The organism is Nocardia sp. NPDC059240 (assembly GCF_042753865.1).
Taxonomy (GTDB): Bacteria; Actinomycetota; Actinomycetes; order Mycobacteriales; family Mycobacteriaceae; genus Nocardia.
In genome coordinates this window covers 464,113-478,033 of sequence record NZ_JBHZAC010000006.1, presented here as the reverse complement: position 1 = coordinate 478,033, position 13,921 = coordinate 464,113, and the positions used below count along the sequence as shown (strand labels likewise).

Genomic DNA, 13,921 nt, shown 5'->3' with positions numbered 1-13,921 from the left:
GTGACCGTGCTTGCGAGCGTGGGTGATTCGTTCCAGCAGACCGCCGCGACCGGCCCGTTGCTGCTGGCCCTGGGCGCGTGCCTGCTGGCCGGTCTGGTGTCGTTCGCTTCGCCGTGTGTGGTGCCGTTGGTGCCCGGCTACCTGTCGTATCTGGCGGGTGTGGTCGGCGCGGAGGCCCCGCCGGTGACGGTGGAATCGGCCAAGAACGCCAAAACCGCCGTGGCGAACCGTAATTCCGCGCGTTTGCGGGTGGCGGGCGCGGCGGGCCTGTTCGTGGCGGGTTTCACCGTGGTGTTCGTGCTGGCCTCGGCCACCGTGTTCGGTGCGATCCAGGCCCTGAACGTGAATCGTGATCTGCTGCAGCGCATCGGCGGCGTGGTGACCATCGTGATGGGCCTGGCGTTCATCGGTCTCATCCCCGCCCTGCAGCGCGACACCCGCATGGAGCCGCGCCGACTGAGCGGTCTGCTCGGAGCCCCGCTGCTGGGCGCGGTTTTCGCGCTCGGCTGGACGCCGTGCCTGGGCCCGACCCTGTCGGGTGTGATGGCCGTGTCGGCGGGCACCGACGGCACCACCGCCGCCCGCGGCGTCGCCCTCATCGTGGCTTACTGCCTGGGGCTGGGGTTGCCGTTCGTGATCCTGGCCTTCGGTTCGGCGACCGCGTTGCGCGGCGTCGGCTGGCTGCGCCGTAATTCCCGCACCATTCAGGTGATAGGCGGTCTGCTCTTGGTGGCCGTCGGTATCGCCCTGGTGACCGGGGCGTGGGACCAGTTCGTTTCCTGGGTCCGCGACGCCTTCGTCTCGAATGTGACCCTGCCGATCTGATGACTGCCACTATCGAAACCCCCAGCGCCCCCGCTCTGCCGCCGCGTCAGTCGCCGCCGCGGCGGGCAATCGCCCTGCTGCGCAACGGCTGGCGCGGGCTGACCAGCATGCGCACCGCGTTGATGCTGCTGTTCCTGCTGGCCCTGGCCGCGATTCCGGGCGCGCTACTGCCGCAGCGCAGCCTGAACGCGGGCAAGGTCGACGACTACATCCGCAACCGCTCGACCCTGGGCCCGTGGATGGACCGGCTGCAACTGTTCGACGTGTTCTCCAGCTTCTGGTTCACGGCCGTCTATGTGCTGCTGTTCGTTTCGCTGGTGGGCTGCATCATGCCGCGCTGCCTGGATCACTATCGGGCGTTGCGGACGCCGCCGGTCAAGGCGCCGCGCAACCTGTCTCGGCTGCCGCATCACTGGTCGGGCGCCGACGCGGCGAGCCCGGACGAGGTGATCGATCGCGCCCTGAAGCAGATGCGCGGCTGGCGCACGGTGGTGCAGCCGGGCAGTCGTGAAGGGGAAGTGACCCTTTCGGCTGAGAAGGGCTACACCCGCGAGCTCGGCAATCTGGTCTTCCATCTGGCGCTGGTGGGTCTGCTGGCGTCGGTGGCGCTGGGCAAGCTGTTCGGGTACGAGGGCAATGTCGTGGTCATCGCCAATGACGGCCCGGGTTTCTGCACCACCTCGCCCGCCGTGTTCGACTCGTTCCGCGCGGGCAATGTCAACGACGGCACCGGCCTGACGCCATTGTGTGTGCGGGTCAAGGACTTCAAGGCCGACTACCTGTCCAACGGGCAGGCGGCCATGTTCACCTCGAACATCCAGTACCAGACCGGCAAGGATCTGGATTCCGGCACCTGGCGCGACACCAGCATTTCGGTGAATCATCCGCTGCGGGTCGCCGGCGACCGGGTTTACCTGCAGGGCCACGGTTTCGCGCCCAAGTTCACGGTGACCTTCCCGAACGGGCAGACCCGGACCGAGGCCATCCAGTGGAAGCCGGACGACGCCACCACCTTCCTGTCCTCGGGTGTGCTGCGCATCGATCCGCCGGGCGGCATGTACCCGAACGAGGATGAGCGGCGTAAGCATCAGGTCGCCATCCAGGGGCTGTTCGCGCCGACCGCGCTCATGCACGGTTCGCTGCTGACGTCGATGTATCCGGCGATGCGGGATCCGGCCGTGGCGGTCGACATCTATCAGGGCGATACCGGTCTCGACACCGGTCGCGCGCAGTCGCTGTTCTCGCTGGATCCGGAGATGATCAAGCAGGGTCGCCTGGTCAAGGAACAGCGGGTGAACCTGAAGCCGGGGGAGACCTCGACCCTGTCCGACGGCACCAAGGTGACCTTCGACGGCGCGGAAGAGTTTGTGAACCTGCAGGTTTCGCACGATCCGGCGCAGCAGTGGGTGCTGGTGTCGGCGCTGACCATGATGGCGGGCCTGCTGGTTTCGCTGCTGGTGAAGCGCCGCCGCATCTGGCTGCGCGTGTACCCGTCGCCCGAAACCGATGGTGTACGACATACTGTAGTAGAAATGGGCGGTTTGGCCCGCACCGACCAGGCCGGGTGGGGCGGCGAATTCGACCGCCTGCGTGAGCGGCTGCTGACGGGAGACAAGTAATGCCGATCGACGAGAACATCGCCTCCTACAGCGATCTCGCGTTCAAGTCGGCCATCGTGATCTACGCGCTGGTCTGGATCATGCTGGTGTGGCAGTTCGCGCTCACCCGCACCGTGCCGGTCGCCGCGCGCCAATTGGTCACCGTCGGTGGCGGATCCGACGAGCCGCTCGCCCCCGACGTCCCCGGCAAGGTCGCGCCGCGTGGTGAGCAGCGCCCGTTCCCGGAACGACTCGGCAATATGGCCTTCGCCGTCCTGTTCGTCGGCTTCGGCGTGCATGCGGCCTCGATCGTCTTGCGCGGCTTCGCCACTCACCGCTTCCCGCTCGGCAACATGTTCGAGTTCATCTCGATGGCCACGGGAGCCGCGGTCGGCCTGGGCCTGGTCCTGCTGCGCGACCAGCGCTACCGCGCCATGTGGTCGTTCCTGCTGATCCCGGTCCTGATCCTGCTGTTCCTGGCGGGCACCAAACTTCACGTAGACGCCGCCCCCGTGGTCCCGGCCCTGAAGTCCTACTGGCTCCCGGTCCACGTCACCGTCGTCTCCATCGGCTCCGGCGTCTTCCTGGTCTCCGGCGTAGCCAGCCTGCTGTTCCTGTTCCGCCTCTGGCAGCCCGCAGGCGCGGAAGCCGACAACATCTTCGGCCAACTCGCCCGCCGCCTCCCCGACGCCCAACTCCTCGACCGCCTCGCCTACCGCACCACCATCATCGGCTTCCCCATCTTCGGCATCGGCGTCATCCTCGGCGCCATCTGGGCCGAAGCCGCCTGGGGCCGCTTCTGGGGCTGGGACCCGAAGGAAACCTGCTCCTTCATCGCCTGGGTCCTCTACGCCGCCTACCTCCACGCCCGAGCCACCTCGGGTTGGCGAGACACCAAGGCCGCCTGGATCAACATCGCCGGCTTCATAGCAATGCTCTTCAACCTCTTCATCATCAACATCGTGGTCAGCGGCCTCCACTCCTACGCGGGCCTCAACTAGCCCAACCGTTTTCGAGGACCCCGGCACTGTGGTGCCGGGGTTTTCGTGTTTTCGGGGGGATCTACCGGAGCGTAGGGATGGGATGTACCGTGTTAAGCGACGGTGATTAGAACACGTTCTAGTTTGTGGGTGGAGGCTCATAATGGCAGTGGCGCCGCAGGGTCGGGTCGGTAAGGTCCGGGAGATCGATGTGGGGACTGCGCCTACTCGGTTTGCTCGGGGGTGGCACTGTGTGGGGCTGGCCAAGGATCTTCGGGATGGGAAGCCGCATCAGGTTTCGGCGTTCGGGACGAAGCTGGTGATTTTCGCCGACAGTCAGGGTGAGCTGCATGTGCTCGACTCCTACTGCCGGCATCTCGGCGGCGATCTGAGCATGGGGGAGGTCAAGGGGGATTCGATCGCCTGCCCGTTCCATGATTGGCGGTGGGGTGGGAACGGGAAGTGCACGGGGATTCCGTATGCGAAGCGGGTGCCGCCGCTGGCTCGGACGCGGTCGTGGGCGACGTTGGAGCGCAACGGGCAGCTGTTCGTGTGGCACGACCACGAGGGCAATGCGCCCACCGACGAGGTGACGATTCCCTACATCGAGGGGCCGTACACCGACGCCGACGGCAACGGGACCGAGGGGCTGTCGGACGGGTGGACCGAGTGGACCTGGGAGTCCATGGTGATCGAGGGGTCCAACTGCCGCGAGATCATCGACAATGTCGTGGATATGGCCCACTTCTTCTACATTCACTTCGCGTATCCGACGTTCTTCAAGAACGTTTTCGAGGGCCATGTCGCGACCCAGTACCTGGATTCCACGGCCCGGCCGGACAAGGGCATGGCCACGCAGTACGGCGGGGATTCGACGCTCAAGTCGGTGGCTTCTTATTTCGGGCCGTCGTACATGGTGAATCCGCTGGTCAACAACTACAGTGGGTTCGAGCTCGAGACCGTGCTGATCAACTGCCACTACCCGATCTCGCAGGACGCATTCGTGCTGCAGTACGGGATGTCGGTGCGTAAGCCGACGGGTGTGAACGACGAGCAGGCCGACCGGATCGCCAAGAAGATGACCAAGGGCATCGGTGAGGGCTTCCTGCAGGACGTCGAGATCTGGAAGCACAAGTCCAAGATCGAGAATCCGCTGCTGACCGAGGAGGACGGTCCGGTCTACCAGCTGCGTCGCTGGTATGACCAGTTCTATGTGGACGTGGCCGATATCGACCCGAAGTCGGTGCAGCGCTTCGAATTCGAGGTCGACACCACGAAGGCCAATCAGGCTTGGGAGGCCGAGGTCGCCGAAAACCTCCGGCGCAAGGCCGAAGAGGACGCGCTGCAGAGCTGACGGCGGCGAATCGCGTATTCGGGGCGAGGCGGGGGATTCCTCGCCTCGCCCCGAAATGTATTGGGCCGCTGCGTCAGTGGGCCGCTGCCGTGACCGCGGCGACCAGCGCCTCGCCGGTGTAGGCGCGGCCGCCGATGCCCCACGCCCCGTCGGGCGCGTTGAGAATATTGACCCAGATGTCCTCGCGCCGATGGGTTTCGGCGGTGAGGGCCGCGACGATGTCGGTGGCCGCGGTGATGAACGCCGCGCGCGTCGCCGGATCGGGCAATCCGATATTGGGCAGTTTGAGCTCGATCATGACGATCGGCCGGTTCACGCCCCCGGCGTAGATGTCCTCGGCGGGCAGCAAATGCACTGTCCCACCGATGATTCCGGTGAAGAAGTCATTGCCGGTGCCGCCGCTGACCGCGGCCAGCGTGGCGGTGAGGGCGGGCAGGATTTCGCGTTCGCCGCGATCGGTGAGGATGCCGCGGGGTGCGGTGACGGTGATGGGCACGAGGGACTCCATTCTCGACGAGCTAGTACGTACGTCCTAGCGAGTCGAGTGTGTACTAGTATGGCCGTACTAGTCAACGGTTGGGAGAAACCATGGCGGCCACCACCCGCGACCGCATGATCGACGCGGCGATCGACGCACTGCAGAAGAAGGGCGTCGCGGGCATGTCCTTCACCGCGGTCCTGGATGCTAGCGGCGCGGCGCGCGGCGCGATCTACCACCACTTCCCCGGCGGCAAGAACGAATTGGTGGCCACCGCCGCCGCCCGCAACGGCGACCAGGTCCGAGAGCACCTCGCCGCGCTCCCGGCCGCCGATCCGCTGAGTCTGGTCGAGGCGTTCCTGGCCCTGGTTCGCCCGGTCGTCGCGGCCTCCGCCGAGGGTGCGGGCTGCGCCGTCGCGGCCGTCACCGTCGACCCCGACAGTGGCGACCTGCGCACCGTTGCCGCCACCGCATTCGATTCTTGGACAACGACTCTCACCGAACGCCTGTCGGCCGCCGGGGTCGATCCTGCGGCCGCCGCCGACCTCGCCACCACCCTGCTCACGCTGCTGCAGGGCGCGCACGTACTGTGCCGGGCCGAGGGCGGCATCGAGCCCTTCGACCGAATGTCGCGTGCCGCAACCGATCTGGTGCGCTACCGCTTCGCGCCCTAGGCTCAGTCCTCGAGCGCCGGGGCTGCGTCCCCGAGCAGGTTGGCGGTGTCCTCGGGCTCTACGTCCTCGAATATCTGGGCCGCGCCGCCGAAATCTCCATTCGCCAAACGCATTTCGTCGTGCGCCGCCGACTTGGCCTCGTGCCGTTCGACGCGGGGGGTAATCGTCCGCTCCCGCTCGGTTGTCTCCGCCGCGTCCTCGCGGCTGGGCGGTTCGTAGTCCCCGCCCGTTTCCTGGCGGATCAGATTCATCTCCGCAAGGTGATCCCGCCGCTCGGCTCGCCGGATGGCGGCCCGCTCATCGCCGACCTTCCGGCGCGCGTCCTGGGACAGATTCTGTTGATGCTCCATCGAGGCACCTCCGGCCTGCGACCGCTGAGGAACAGGACCTGCTCAGTATGGCCCCGGGACGCGCCCGGCGCTCACTCGCGGTAGGCGCGCAGGAAGGTATCGGTGGCGGCCTCGGCCAGGGCCCGCAGCTCCGGCGCGGGAACCGCGCGATTGCCCTGGTGGGAGCGGATTTCCAGCGGTCCGCTGAGTAGGGCGAGGAATTGTTCGGCGGCCACGGCCGGGTCGCTGTGCCGTAGTGCGCCGGACAGGGTCAGTCGGGCCAGCCGGTCGGCGAGGGTTTCGCGGAGCCGCAGGGTGGTGCGCTGCAGAACGAGGTCGACGAGGTCGGGGAAGTCGGCGGCCTGCGCGTAGGTGAGCCGGTGCAGGGCGAGTGCGCGCTCGTCCGAGCAGGCGCGCAGCAGGAGTTCGGCGGTGTGGGCGAACGCGGCGGTGAGATCCGTGCCGGGCTCGCGCAGTGGCTCCAGCGCGGTCAGCGCATGTTCCCCGACCGTCTCGGCTGCCGCCGAAATCGCCTCCCGGAACAGGGTTTCCTTATCGGTGAGGTGGTTGTAGACCGTCGGTTTGGCGACGGAGGCGGCATCGGCGATCTCCTGGACGCATGCCTGGGCGTAGCCGCGCCGGGCGAAGACGGTCAGGGCTGCGTCGAGGATCGCCTGTCGCTTGTCGATACGGCCGCGGCTCGCCTTCGCTGTGGTCACCCCAGCATCTTACGCCCGGGTTAGAACTATTGAACTCACCGGTTCAATACGGTCTACTTGGACTCGCTGGTAACTATTTCTGAACCAGCAAGTTCAATTCAAGGGAGTAGTCATGATTGTTCACGTCCTGCGGTTCCGCTTCCGGGATGAGACGACCGAGGCGGGGCGCGCCGAGGTGCTCGCGGCCATGCGCCGCACAGCGTCGGTGGATTCGGTCAGCTTCTCGACCGTCGGGCAGAACCTCGGCGATCCCGCCGAGCGATTGACCCACGCCTTCTGCGTGGGCATCGAGGATCTCGCGGCCCTGGAGCGGTACTTGCACGACCCGGTGCATCTGGCCGGGGACCCCGAGATCGTGCCGCATTTCGCGAAACTGGTGATCGGACCGGACCTTTCGGATGACCCGGACCCCGAATTGGCCGCCAAGATCGAAGCGCTGCATCGGCGCAAGGTCGAGTTGTACCCGGAGTGGGAAGAGTTGATGGCCACCATCCCCGAGTTGACCTTCGCCTGGGCGGACTCGGAAACGACGCGTCCCCCGTGGGTTGCGCTGGCGCGTTTCCACGGGGGACGGTCACATTCGGCTATATGGCTAACTCGTTGGCGAGCTTCGGTAATTCAGGTGGATTCGCCATCTCGATGCTCCTGGGAGAGCTTGGCGAGGAAATCCGGATCGTCTTCTGGACCGATAACGCGGTGGTGCCGAGCGGGTGCTGGGCCGGTGCCGGCCGATCGCTGGGGTCCGAAAGCTTTCCAGCACAGCATCGCGATGGCGACTACCGCGATGAGTGCCAACAGGTACGTCACGTCGCTCACCTCCTGACATCGAGGGTAATCCGAGTGCGTACCGCAGGCACGTGAAGCGGGTGGTAATCCGTGAAAATGGGTGTTACACGCGGGCCTCGGTGGTGAGGGACCGCAGGAGTTGCATGACTTCGGATTCGCGGAACCGGCGGTGGCCGCCCGGAGTCCGCAGGGAGCCCAGTCGTCCGGCGTGAGCCCAGCGGGTCACGGTCTTCGGATCGACGTGGAACAGGGCAGCGACTTGGCCTGGCGTGAGCAGTGTGTCCTGGCCGTTGACGGAACCCATTACGCGGCTCGCCGCGGTGAACGCAGTCATTCGCAAACCTTTCCGTTTCGACAGATCCCTCATCAGTAGCGACATCGTTGCACTGCAACCCCCGGGTGTTCGAACGGTCTCGCTTTGGTAAAGAGGAAGTAATAGACAAAACGGATATCCGTTATGTGTTTACGGTCACGTTTGGCCGAGGGTCAGCGAATCTCCAGCGACATTCGGGCCTGTGGCGGCGGCCGCGGCCCGGTCACCTACGCTGGGCTGCGTGAGTGACGCAACCCCGACCGAAAGCGCGGGCCGCCGTCTGGCCCGCAGTTTCGCCCTCTACACGCTGGCCAGGCTCGGACTGGTCGCCGTCATCACCGTGGTCATCCTCGGGGTGGGCGCGCTCGTGCACGTCACCGTTCCGTTGCTGGTCGCCATGCTGTTCGCGCTGCTCATCGCCATGCCGCTGTCGCTGCTGCTGTTCAAGAAGCTGCGCCAGCGGGTCAATCGGGATATCACCGCCGTGGATGCCAAGCGCCGCAAGGAGCGTGAGCAGCTGATGTCGCGGCTGCAGGGCAAGGACGAGCAGTGAAACGCTGCGACCGCAGCGCACCCCGGGATTGGGTCGACAATGCCGTGCGGCTCATCGACGCCGACACCCAGCGCAGCGCGGATACGCATTTGCTGCGCTACCCGCTGCCCGAAGAGTGGGGCATTCAGCTTTATCTGAAGGATGAATCGACCCACCCGACAGGCAGTCTCAAGCACCGGCTGGCGAGATCACTGTTCCTGTACGCCATCTGCAACGGTTGGGTCACGGAAGGCACCACGGTGGTGGAGGCCTCGTCGGGGTCGACGGCCATCAGTGAGGCGTATTTCGCCAGGATGCTCGGACTGGATTTCGTGGCCGTGGTCCCGGCCAAGACCTCGCCGGAGAAGCTGGCGTTGATCGAGGCGCAGGGCGGGCGTTGCCATCTGGTCGATCGGGCCCCCGACATCTATACCGAGGCAGCGCGTTTGGCGGCCGAGTCCGGCGGTCACTACATGGACCAGTTCACCAATGCCGAGCGCGCCACCGACTGGCGCGGTAACAACAACATCGCCGAATCCATCTTTCAGCAGATGACTTTGGAGGACCATCCGATCCCGGAGTGGGTGGTGGTGGGTGCTGGTACCGGCGGTACCAGTGCGACCATCGGCCGCTACCTGCGCTACAAGCGGCATGCGACCCGGCTGGCGGTGGTGGATCCGGAGAACTCGGCCTTCTACGGCGGCTACGAGGTCGGCGACCTGGCGTATGGGACCGGAATGCCCTCGCGGATCGAGGGAATCGGGCGGCCGCGGGTGGAGCCCTCGTTCGTGCCGAGCGTGGTGGACTGCATGATCGAGGTGCCCGACGCGGCGTCGGTGGCGACCGCGCGGCATGCGGGGACGGTGCTGGGCCGGCGGGTGGGCGGTTCCACGGGAACCAACCTGTGGGGGGCGTTTGCCCTGATTGCCGACATGATCGCGGAAAACCGTACCGGCAGTGTGGTGACCCTGCTGTGTGACGGCGGAGACCGTTATGCCGGAACCTATTTCAATGACGAATGGGTTGCCGACCAGGGGCTGAGCTTGGCCGAGCCGGCCACGGTGCTGGCCGAATTCATCGCCACCGGTACTTGGTCGGGCTAGTTTTCGCACGGCACGGCAGTCCGCCGATTACCGATGATCAACCATCCTGAAGATTGCTATTGATTTGCTGTAGCGGTTTTGTGGGGGTTGGGTCGTTAGCTGGCGCAGCTTCTTCCGGCCCTACTGGTCGGTTTTTGAGGGCCTTATTGATGTTAACAGGCCTTGACGTTTCGGGGCGTCGGCGCACCACCGGACGGGTCACCGCGGTCGGTTGATCGACCGTCGTGCCCAACACCAACAGCCACGACTGCAGCGTCGATTGTGTCCGCCAGAGATTGATCCGCAACTCGGTGATGGCCAGCGTCCGGGGATCGCGGACCAGCTTGACCAGATGGCTGCGTTCGGCGGCGACCGCATCCGATCGCCACATCAGCGCGAAGTCCGAATCGGTCAGGCATTTGGCGAGGATCTCGCCGCCGCGCTCGTCCTCGCCGCTGCGGGCCAGCTGCATGCGGAAGCGGCTGGCGGCCATGCGGGTCTCGGCGTCCCAGTTCACCATCACCGTGCGCGCGACCGGATTGAAGATCAGCCACTCGAGGTAGTTGGTGCCCGGGTCGAGCTCGAGGAACAGTTCCCGGTGGGCGGTATTGATCGCGACGATGTCATAGAGTCCGGTGATGTAGGCACCGATCGCGGGGTTGAGCAGGTCCAGGTACTCCTGGTCGGCCGGGGTCGGATGGTCGGCTTCGATCCGCGGTAACGGCCCCTCGGCCAGCACCAGGGCGTATTCGAATTCGGCCGGCGGCAGTTTCAGTGCGGTGCCGAGGGATTCGATCACCCGGCGTGACGGGTTGGCGCCGCCTTCGATCTTGGTCAGATACGGCACCGAGAGGTTGGCCAACCAGGCCAGCTGCGGGCGCGTGAGATTCGCGGTGGTGCGGCGCTGGCGAATGTACTCGCCGAACGTGGGTACTCCATCCATTTACTTAGGCTGACCTTACTTGTATCGCCGTCAGGTACACGCTCGGTTGCCGACGGATACCCCCGCGGTCTCCGGGTGGGGGACTGGACGGTACACCGCTCTGCTCCAATAGTTTGAAACAACAACAAATCAGGAGTCGAATTGGGGCAGCAACCGCGGGCGGTTCTAGATATCAATGTCACAGTCGGGCTCGGTGGTGTCCGTTCGTTGACATTGCCGAGCGGGGAGCCCGCGGCTTATGGGCTGTACCGGGATCGGGACGGCGATATCTGGGAGAAGGATCCGCGCGGCTGGCGGCTGTGCCTGCAGGGTGGCATCCCCGTCGATCCGGACACCGTATGGGACTGGGCGGACTCCGTGCGTGAGTTCGCGCCCCTGACCCTCTGGGGCTGAACAACTTTCGAACCGGGCCCTTTCTCCGGCAGCGAACATCCTCCCGAATCTGTCAATTTTCGTTGACGCGCCGTGAGTGTCAACGTAAATTGACAGTCATGAGTGAAGCAACGACTCTGGCGGCCGCCGCCGGCAGCCCCGACCCCCAGGTCGGGCTCCGCGCGGTGCTGGCACTGCGTCGGTTGCTCGAGCGGCTCGAGACCATCCAGGTCGGCAATGCCCGCAAGCAGGGCTGGTCCTGGCAGGCCATCGCAGACGCGCTCGAGGTCAGCCGGCAGGCGGTCCACCAGAAGTACAACCGGAAGGGCGGTATCCGCTGATGTTCGAACGATTCGACAAGGCGGCCAAATACGCGATCGTCATGGCGCAGGAGGAAGCCCGGGACCTGTGCTCGTCGACCATCGAGGTCGAGCACGTGCTGCTCGGGTTGCTCGGCAGCCCGGACGAAGCGCTACGGGAAGTCCTTGGGGCACAAGGACTCACCGCCGAGCGGGTGCGAGACGCGGTGGCCCGCAAGCGGAGTAGCGAACCGCTCGGCCCGGAGGATGCGGAAGCCCTGCGTTCCATCGGCATCGACCTGGACGCCGTGCGCGAGAGCCTGGAGGCCACGTTCGGTGAGAACGCCCTCGACCAGGCGGCCGTCCCCGAGGAGAAGTCCCGCTGGGGCAAGTACTGGGGCTCGGAAGGCGGTCCGCGCGGCCACATTCCGTTCACCAAGGAATCCAAGAAGGTGATCGAGCTGTCACTGCGGGAGGCATTGGCCCGTAAGGATGACCGCATCGTGGCCGGGCACATGATGCTGGCCGTGCTGCGTGCGCCCAATGCCGTCACCCGCCGCCTGCTCGGCGACGACGACGCGGTGGCGGCCCTGCGGGACGCCGTATCCGGTCATCTCGACCGGGCGGCCTGACCGGGGCTGCCTCGAGTGAACACTCGAGCCGCGCCCCGGATGTCCGGCCTCCGCGCTGATCTCGCCCTACGATCGGGGCATGACGCTCCTGATACGTCTGCTGATCAACGGCGTGGCCATCTGGCTGGCTGCCGCCTGGGTGACCGGCATCGAGATCAAAACCCCCGAAGACACCACGCAGAGCAAGATTCTGGTGATCGCCGCCATCACCGTCGTGTTCGCCCTGGTGAACATGCTGGTGAAACCGATCGTGAAACTGCTCTCGTTCCCCTTCATCGTGGTGTCGCTGGGCCTGTTCCTGCTGGTGATCAACGCGCTCATGCTGTGGCTGACCGCGAAGATCACCGGCACCACGGATTACGGGCTGCGGGTGGACGGCTTCTGGGCCGCGGTACTCGGCGGCGTGATCATCTCGCTGGTGAACTGGGTACTCGGCGTCCTGGTGCCGGACAAAGAGTAAACAGCCCCGACGGCGACTAGAGCCCCGAGATCGCCAGCGCGACGGCGGTCAGGATCGACCACACCAGCATGGCCAGACCGGTACCGGCAAGGGCGGGAATCAGACCCGGCCCGTTCTTGCCGGACCGCACCGGCTCGTTGGCCTTCAAGGCCAACGGCAGCGCGATCAACCCGGCCAACGCCCACGGCGTCCGCGCCACCAGCACCAGGCTCGCCAGGAACGGCACCGCCAGCAGCACCAGATGCAGTGTGCGGGTGCGAGTGTCGCCCAGCCGCACGGCCAGGGTGAGCTTGCCGGACTCGGTATCGGTCGGAATATCGCGCAGATTATTGGTGACCAGCACGGCGCTGGAGAACGAACCCACCGCGACCGCGCACGCCAGCCCGGCCCAATCCACCTTCCCGGCCTGCACGAACTCGGTGCCCAGCACCGCCACCAGGCCGAAGAACACGAACACCGCGATCTCACCGAAGCCGCTGTAGCCGTAAGGGTTCCGGCCGCCGGTGTAGAACCAGGCGCCGGCCAGGCAGCCCGCGCCCACCAGGATCAGCCACCAGGCGCTGGTGGCCACCAGGATCAGGCCGATCACCGCGCCCAGGGCCAGGCAGGCGACGGCGGCATTACGGACGGCCGCGGGCGCGGCCAGCTTGGAGCCGACCAGGCGCAGCGGGCCGACCCGCTCGTCATCGGTGCCGCGAATGCCGTCGGAGTAGTCGTTGGCGTAGTTCACACCGATGATCAGGGCCACCGAAAGCAGCAGGCACAGTACCGCTTTCCACCACACGAACCCGCCGATCGAGGCGGCCGCCCCCGTGCCCGCCAGGACCGGGGCGATGGCGTTCGGAAGGGTGCGCGGCCGCGCGCCCTCGATCCACTGCGCTGCTGTAGCCATGCACCGCAGCCTAATGCGAGCGTCGGCGGGCGCGCCTCCCCGAGTACGGCTGTGCCGGGGTCAGGCCTCGGCGGCGGCCTTGAGCTGGGCCAGACCCTTCTCGAAGTCCTTGCCCACCAGGCGATCCATCGGCATCAGCTTGCCGACGATCGCCATGATGCCGTTCTGCTGCCCGGTCATCCGCCAGGTCACCGCGGTGGTGTCGCCGGCCGGCCGGAATTCGAAGGTGACATGGTTGGATGCCTTGAACGGCTTCTCGAAGTTGAGTTTGATGCCGATCGCCTCGGCGGTGGCGGAGGTGATCTCCATATCGCCGCGCCCGGCCTTGCGATTGCCGTTCCAGAAGTAGCGGGCCCCGATGCCGCGGTCCGCGCCGCTGTAGACGCGTTCCATGGCGGGGTCGGTGTCCTCCCAGGGCGACCACTTGCGCCACTGGTGGAAATCGTCGATGAGTGCCTGGAGCTGGGTGGGATCGGCCTTGATGACCGTTTCCCGGTGAATGTCGAATTCGGCCATGGCATGAGCCTAGGCGTTGCTGAGCCCCGCGGACCCGCCCTGCGCAAAACCTGTTGAAACGAGTCGGAACGATCGGGTAAACCAGGCAGCTCGCCATCGGACACATCCGGCATCGGCCCGATGGCTCACCTAGGATT

19 protein-coding genes are annotated in these 13,921 nt (G+C 66.0%); 12 read left to right on the top strand and 7 right to left on the bottom strand.

The features are described from left to right. From ACFXHA_RS24245 to ACFXHA_RS24230, 4 genes are all read left to right on the top strand, one after another. The gene (locus ACFXHA_RS24245; protein WP_379360703.1) at nucleotides 1–825 is read left to right on the top strand and encodes a cytochrome c biogenesis CcdA family protein; all 825 of its coding nucleotides are present in this window, start codon (nucleotides 1–3) and stop codon (nucleotides 823–825) included. Further along, complete coding sequence (locus ACFXHA_RS24240) at nucleotides 825–2,444, top strand: cytochrome c biogenesis protein ResB (RefSeq protein ID WP_379360380.1); 1,620 nt, start codon at nucleotides 825–827, stop codon at nucleotides 2,442–2,444. Before ACFXHA_RS24245 ends, ACFXHA_RS24240 begins: the two co-directional genes overlap by 1 nt. Continuing rightward, nucleotides 2,444–3,424 (top strand): c-type cytochrome biogenesis protein CcsB, encoded by a 981-nt coding sequence (ccsB, locus tag ACFXHA_RS24235; protein ID WP_379360378.1) that lies wholly within the window; start codon nucleotides 2,444–2,446, stop codon nucleotides 3,422–3,424. Before ACFXHA_RS24240 ends, ccsB begins: the two co-directional genes overlap by 1 nt. Before the next feature lie 142 nt (nucleotides 3,425–3,566). Then, nucleotides 3,567–4,757 carry a Rieske 2Fe-2S domain-containing protein gene (locus tag ACFXHA_RS24230; protein ID WP_379360376.1) on the top strand — a complete coding sequence of 397 codons (1,191 nt, stop codon included), beginning with the start codon at nucleotides 3,567–3,569 and terminating at the stop codon, nucleotides 4,755–4,757. 73 nt (nucleotides 4,758–4,830) lie between these two features. Here the strand turns inward: ACFXHA_RS24230 and ACFXHA_RS24225 are convergent, their stop codons facing one another. After that, nucleotides 4,831–5,253 (bottom strand): 4-oxalocrotonate tautomerase family protein, encoded by a 423-nt coding sequence (locus ACFXHA_RS24225; RefSeq protein ID WP_379360374.1) that lies wholly within the window; start codon nucleotides 5,251–5,253, stop codon nucleotides 4,831–4,833. A gap of 92 nt (nucleotides 5,254–5,345) precedes the next feature. Between ACFXHA_RS24225 and ACFXHA_RS24220 the strand changes: the two genes are divergently transcribed. After that, on the top strand, nucleotides 5,346–5,909 hold the full coding sequence (locus ACFXHA_RS24220) for a TetR/AcrR family transcriptional regulator (protein ID WP_379360372.1): 564 nt from the start codon (nucleotides 5,346–5,348) through the stop codon (nucleotides 5,907–5,909). Nucleotides 5,910–5,911: 2 nt separating this feature from the next. On the opposite strand, the gene ACFXHA_RS24215 is transcribed toward ACFXHA_RS24220, so the two are convergent. Together ACFXHA_RS24215 and ACFXHA_RS24210 are read right to left on the bottom strand one after the other, a co-directional pair. Further along, on the bottom strand, nucleotides 5,912–6,259 hold the full coding sequence (locus ACFXHA_RS24215; protein ID WP_379360370.1) for a hypothetical protein: 348 nt from the start codon (nucleotides 6,257–6,259) through the stop codon (nucleotides 5,912–5,914). A 71-nt stretch (nucleotides 6,260–6,330) separates the two neighbouring features. Beyond that, complete coding sequence (locus ACFXHA_RS24210; RefSeq protein ID WP_379360368.1) at nucleotides 6,331–6,957, bottom strand: TetR/AcrR family transcriptional regulator; 627 nt, start codon at nucleotides 6,955–6,957, stop codon at nucleotides 6,331–6,333. A gap of 112 nt (nucleotides 6,958–7,069) precedes the next feature. Here ACFXHA_RS24210 and ACFXHA_RS24205 point away from each other — a divergent pair, with 112 nt between their 5' ends. After that, nucleotides 7,070–7,780: a Dabb family protein gene (locus ACFXHA_RS24205; protein ID WP_379360366.1), complete on the top strand. Its 711-nt coding sequence runs from the start codon at nucleotides 7,070–7,072 to the stop codon at nucleotides 7,778–7,780. A 66-nt stretch (nucleotides 7,781–7,846) separates the two neighbouring features. Here ACFXHA_RS24205 and ACFXHA_RS24200 read toward each other — a convergent pair whose 3' ends face one another. After that, nucleotides 7,847–8,077, bottom strand: coding sequence for a BldC family transcriptional regulator (locus tag ACFXHA_RS24200; RefSeq protein ID WP_379360364.1), 231 nt, complete (start codon nucleotides 8,075–8,077; stop codon nucleotides 7,847–7,849). Between the two features lie 220 nt (nucleotides 8,078–8,297). Between ACFXHA_RS24200 and ACFXHA_RS24195 the strand changes: the two genes are divergently transcribed. Together ACFXHA_RS24195 and ACFXHA_RS24190 are read left to right on the top strand one after the other, a co-directional pair. Beyond that, the gene (locus ACFXHA_RS24195) at nucleotides 8,298–8,609 is read left to right on the top strand and encodes a DUF4229 domain-containing protein (RefSeq protein WP_379360362.1); all 312 of its coding nucleotides are present in this window, start codon (nucleotides 8,298–8,300) and stop codon (nucleotides 8,607–8,609) included. Next, a complete protein-coding gene (locus ACFXHA_RS24190) occupies nucleotides 8,606–9,691 on the top strand; it encodes a PLP-dependent cysteine synthase family protein (protein WP_379360360.1) in 1,086 nt (361 codons plus the stop codon). The genes ACFXHA_RS24195 and ACFXHA_RS24190 overlap by 4 nt, the downstream gene beginning before the upstream one ends. A 37-nt stretch (nucleotides 9,692–9,728) precedes the next feature. On the opposite strand, the gene ACFXHA_RS24185 is transcribed toward ACFXHA_RS24190, so the two are convergent. Next, a complete protein-coding gene (locus ACFXHA_RS24185; protein ID WP_379360358.1) occupies nucleotides 9,729–10,613 on the bottom strand; it encodes a helix-turn-helix domain-containing protein in 885 nt (294 codons plus the stop codon). A 207-nt stretch (nucleotides 10,614–10,820) separates the two neighbouring features. On the opposite strand from ACFXHA_RS24185, the gene ACFXHA_RS24180 reads away from it, so the two are divergent. From ACFXHA_RS24180 to ACFXHA_RS24165, 4 genes are all read left to right on the top strand, one after another. Further along, complete coding sequence (locus ACFXHA_RS24180; RefSeq protein ID WP_379360356.1) at nucleotides 10,821–11,006, top strand: hypothetical protein; 186 nt, start codon at nucleotides 10,821–10,823, stop codon at nucleotides 11,004–11,006. A 98-nt stretch (nucleotides 11,007–11,104) separates the two neighbouring features. Beyond that, nucleotides 11,105–11,326 (top strand): helix-turn-helix domain-containing protein, encoded by a 222-nt coding sequence (locus tag ACFXHA_RS24175; RefSeq protein WP_379360354.1) that lies wholly within the window; start codon nucleotides 11,105–11,107, stop codon nucleotides 11,324–11,326. Next, nucleotides 11,326–11,916 (top strand): Clp protease N-terminal domain-containing protein, encoded by a 591-nt coding sequence (locus ACFXHA_RS24170; protein WP_379360352.1) that lies wholly within the window; start codon nucleotides 11,326–11,328, stop codon nucleotides 11,914–11,916. The genes ACFXHA_RS24175 and ACFXHA_RS24170 overlap by 1 nt, the downstream gene beginning before the upstream one ends. Nucleotides 11,917–11,995: 79 nt before the next feature. Continuing rightward, nucleotides 11,996–12,376 carry a phage holin family protein gene (locus ACFXHA_RS24165; RefSeq protein WP_379360350.1) on the top strand — a complete coding sequence of 127 codons (381 nt, stop codon included), beginning with the start codon at nucleotides 11,996–11,998 and terminating at the stop codon, nucleotides 12,374–12,376. Nucleotides 12,377–12,392: 16 nt separating this feature from the next. Here ACFXHA_RS24165 and ACFXHA_RS24160 read toward each other — a convergent pair whose 3' ends face one another. Next, a complete protein-coding gene (locus ACFXHA_RS24160) occupies nucleotides 12,393–13,268 on the bottom strand; it encodes a 1,4-dihydroxy-2-naphthoate polyprenyltransferase (RefSeq protein WP_379360348.1) in 876 nt (291 codons plus the stop codon). Nucleotides 13,269–13,328: 60 nt separating this feature from the next. Beyond that, a complete protein-coding gene (locus ACFXHA_RS24155; RefSeq protein WP_379360346.1) occupies nucleotides 13,329–13,784 on the bottom strand; it encodes an SRPBCC family protein in 456 nt (151 codons plus the stop codon). Nucleotides 13,785–13,921 lie beyond the last annotated feature (137 nt).

What these genes read in the sequence shown, in the direction of transcription:
- ACFXHA_RS24205 (WP_379360366.1), top strand. Translation starts at nt 7,070, where the DNA reads ATGATTGTTCACGTCCTGCGGTTCCGCTTCCGGGATGAGACGACCGAG.
- ACFXHA_RS24240 (WP_379360380.1), top strand. Translation starts at nt 825, where the DNA reads ATGACTGCCACTATCGAAACCCCCAGCGCCCCCGCTCTGCCGCCGCGT.
- ACFXHA_RS24175 (WP_379360354.1), top strand. Translation starts at nt 11,105, where the DNA reads ATGAGTGAAGCAACGACTCTGGCGGCCGCCGCCGGCAGCCCCGACCCC.
- ACFXHA_RS24200 (WP_379360364.1), bottom strand. Translation starts at nt 8,077, where the DNA reads ATGACTGCGTTCACCGCGGCGAGCCGCGTAATGGGTTCCGTCAACGGC.
- ACFXHA_RS24165 (WP_379360350.1), top strand. Translation starts at nt 11,996, where the DNA reads ATGACGCTCCTGATACGTCTGCTGATCAACGGCGTGGCCATCTGGCTG.
- ACFXHA_RS24215 (WP_379360370.1), bottom strand. Translation starts at nt 6,259, where the DNA reads ATGGAGCATCAACAGAATCTGTCCCAGGACGCGCGCCGGAAGGTCGGC.
- ACFXHA_RS24160 (WP_379360348.1), bottom strand. Translation starts at nt 13,268, where the DNA reads ATGGCTACAGCAGCGCAGTGGATCGAGGGCGCGCGGCCGCGCACCCTT.
- ACFXHA_RS24185 (WP_379360358.1), bottom strand. Translation starts at nt 10,613, where the DNA reads ATGGATGGAGTACCCACGTTCGGCGAGTACATTCGCCAGCGCCGCACC.
- ACFXHA_RS24220 (WP_379360372.1), top strand. Translation starts at nt 5,346, where the DNA reads ATGGCGGCCACCACCCGCGACCGCATGATCGACGCGGCGATCGACGCA.
- ACFXHA_RS24170 (WP_379360352.1), top strand. Translation starts at nt 11,326, where the DNA reads ATGTTCGAACGATTCGACAAGGCGGCCAAATACGCGATCGTCATGGCG.
- ACFXHA_RS24155 (WP_379360346.1), bottom strand. Translation starts at nt 13,784, where the DNA reads ATGGCCGAATTCGACATTCACCGGGAAACGGTCATCAAGGCCGATCCC.
- ACFXHA_RS24230 (WP_379360376.1), top strand. Translation starts at nt 3,567, where the DNA reads ATGGCAGTGGCGCCGCAGGGTCGGGTCGGTAAGGTCCGGGAGATCGAT.
- ccsB (WP_379360378.1), top strand. Translation starts at nt 2,444, where the DNA reads ATGCCGATCGACGAGAACATCGCCTCCTACAGCGATCTCGCGTTCAAG.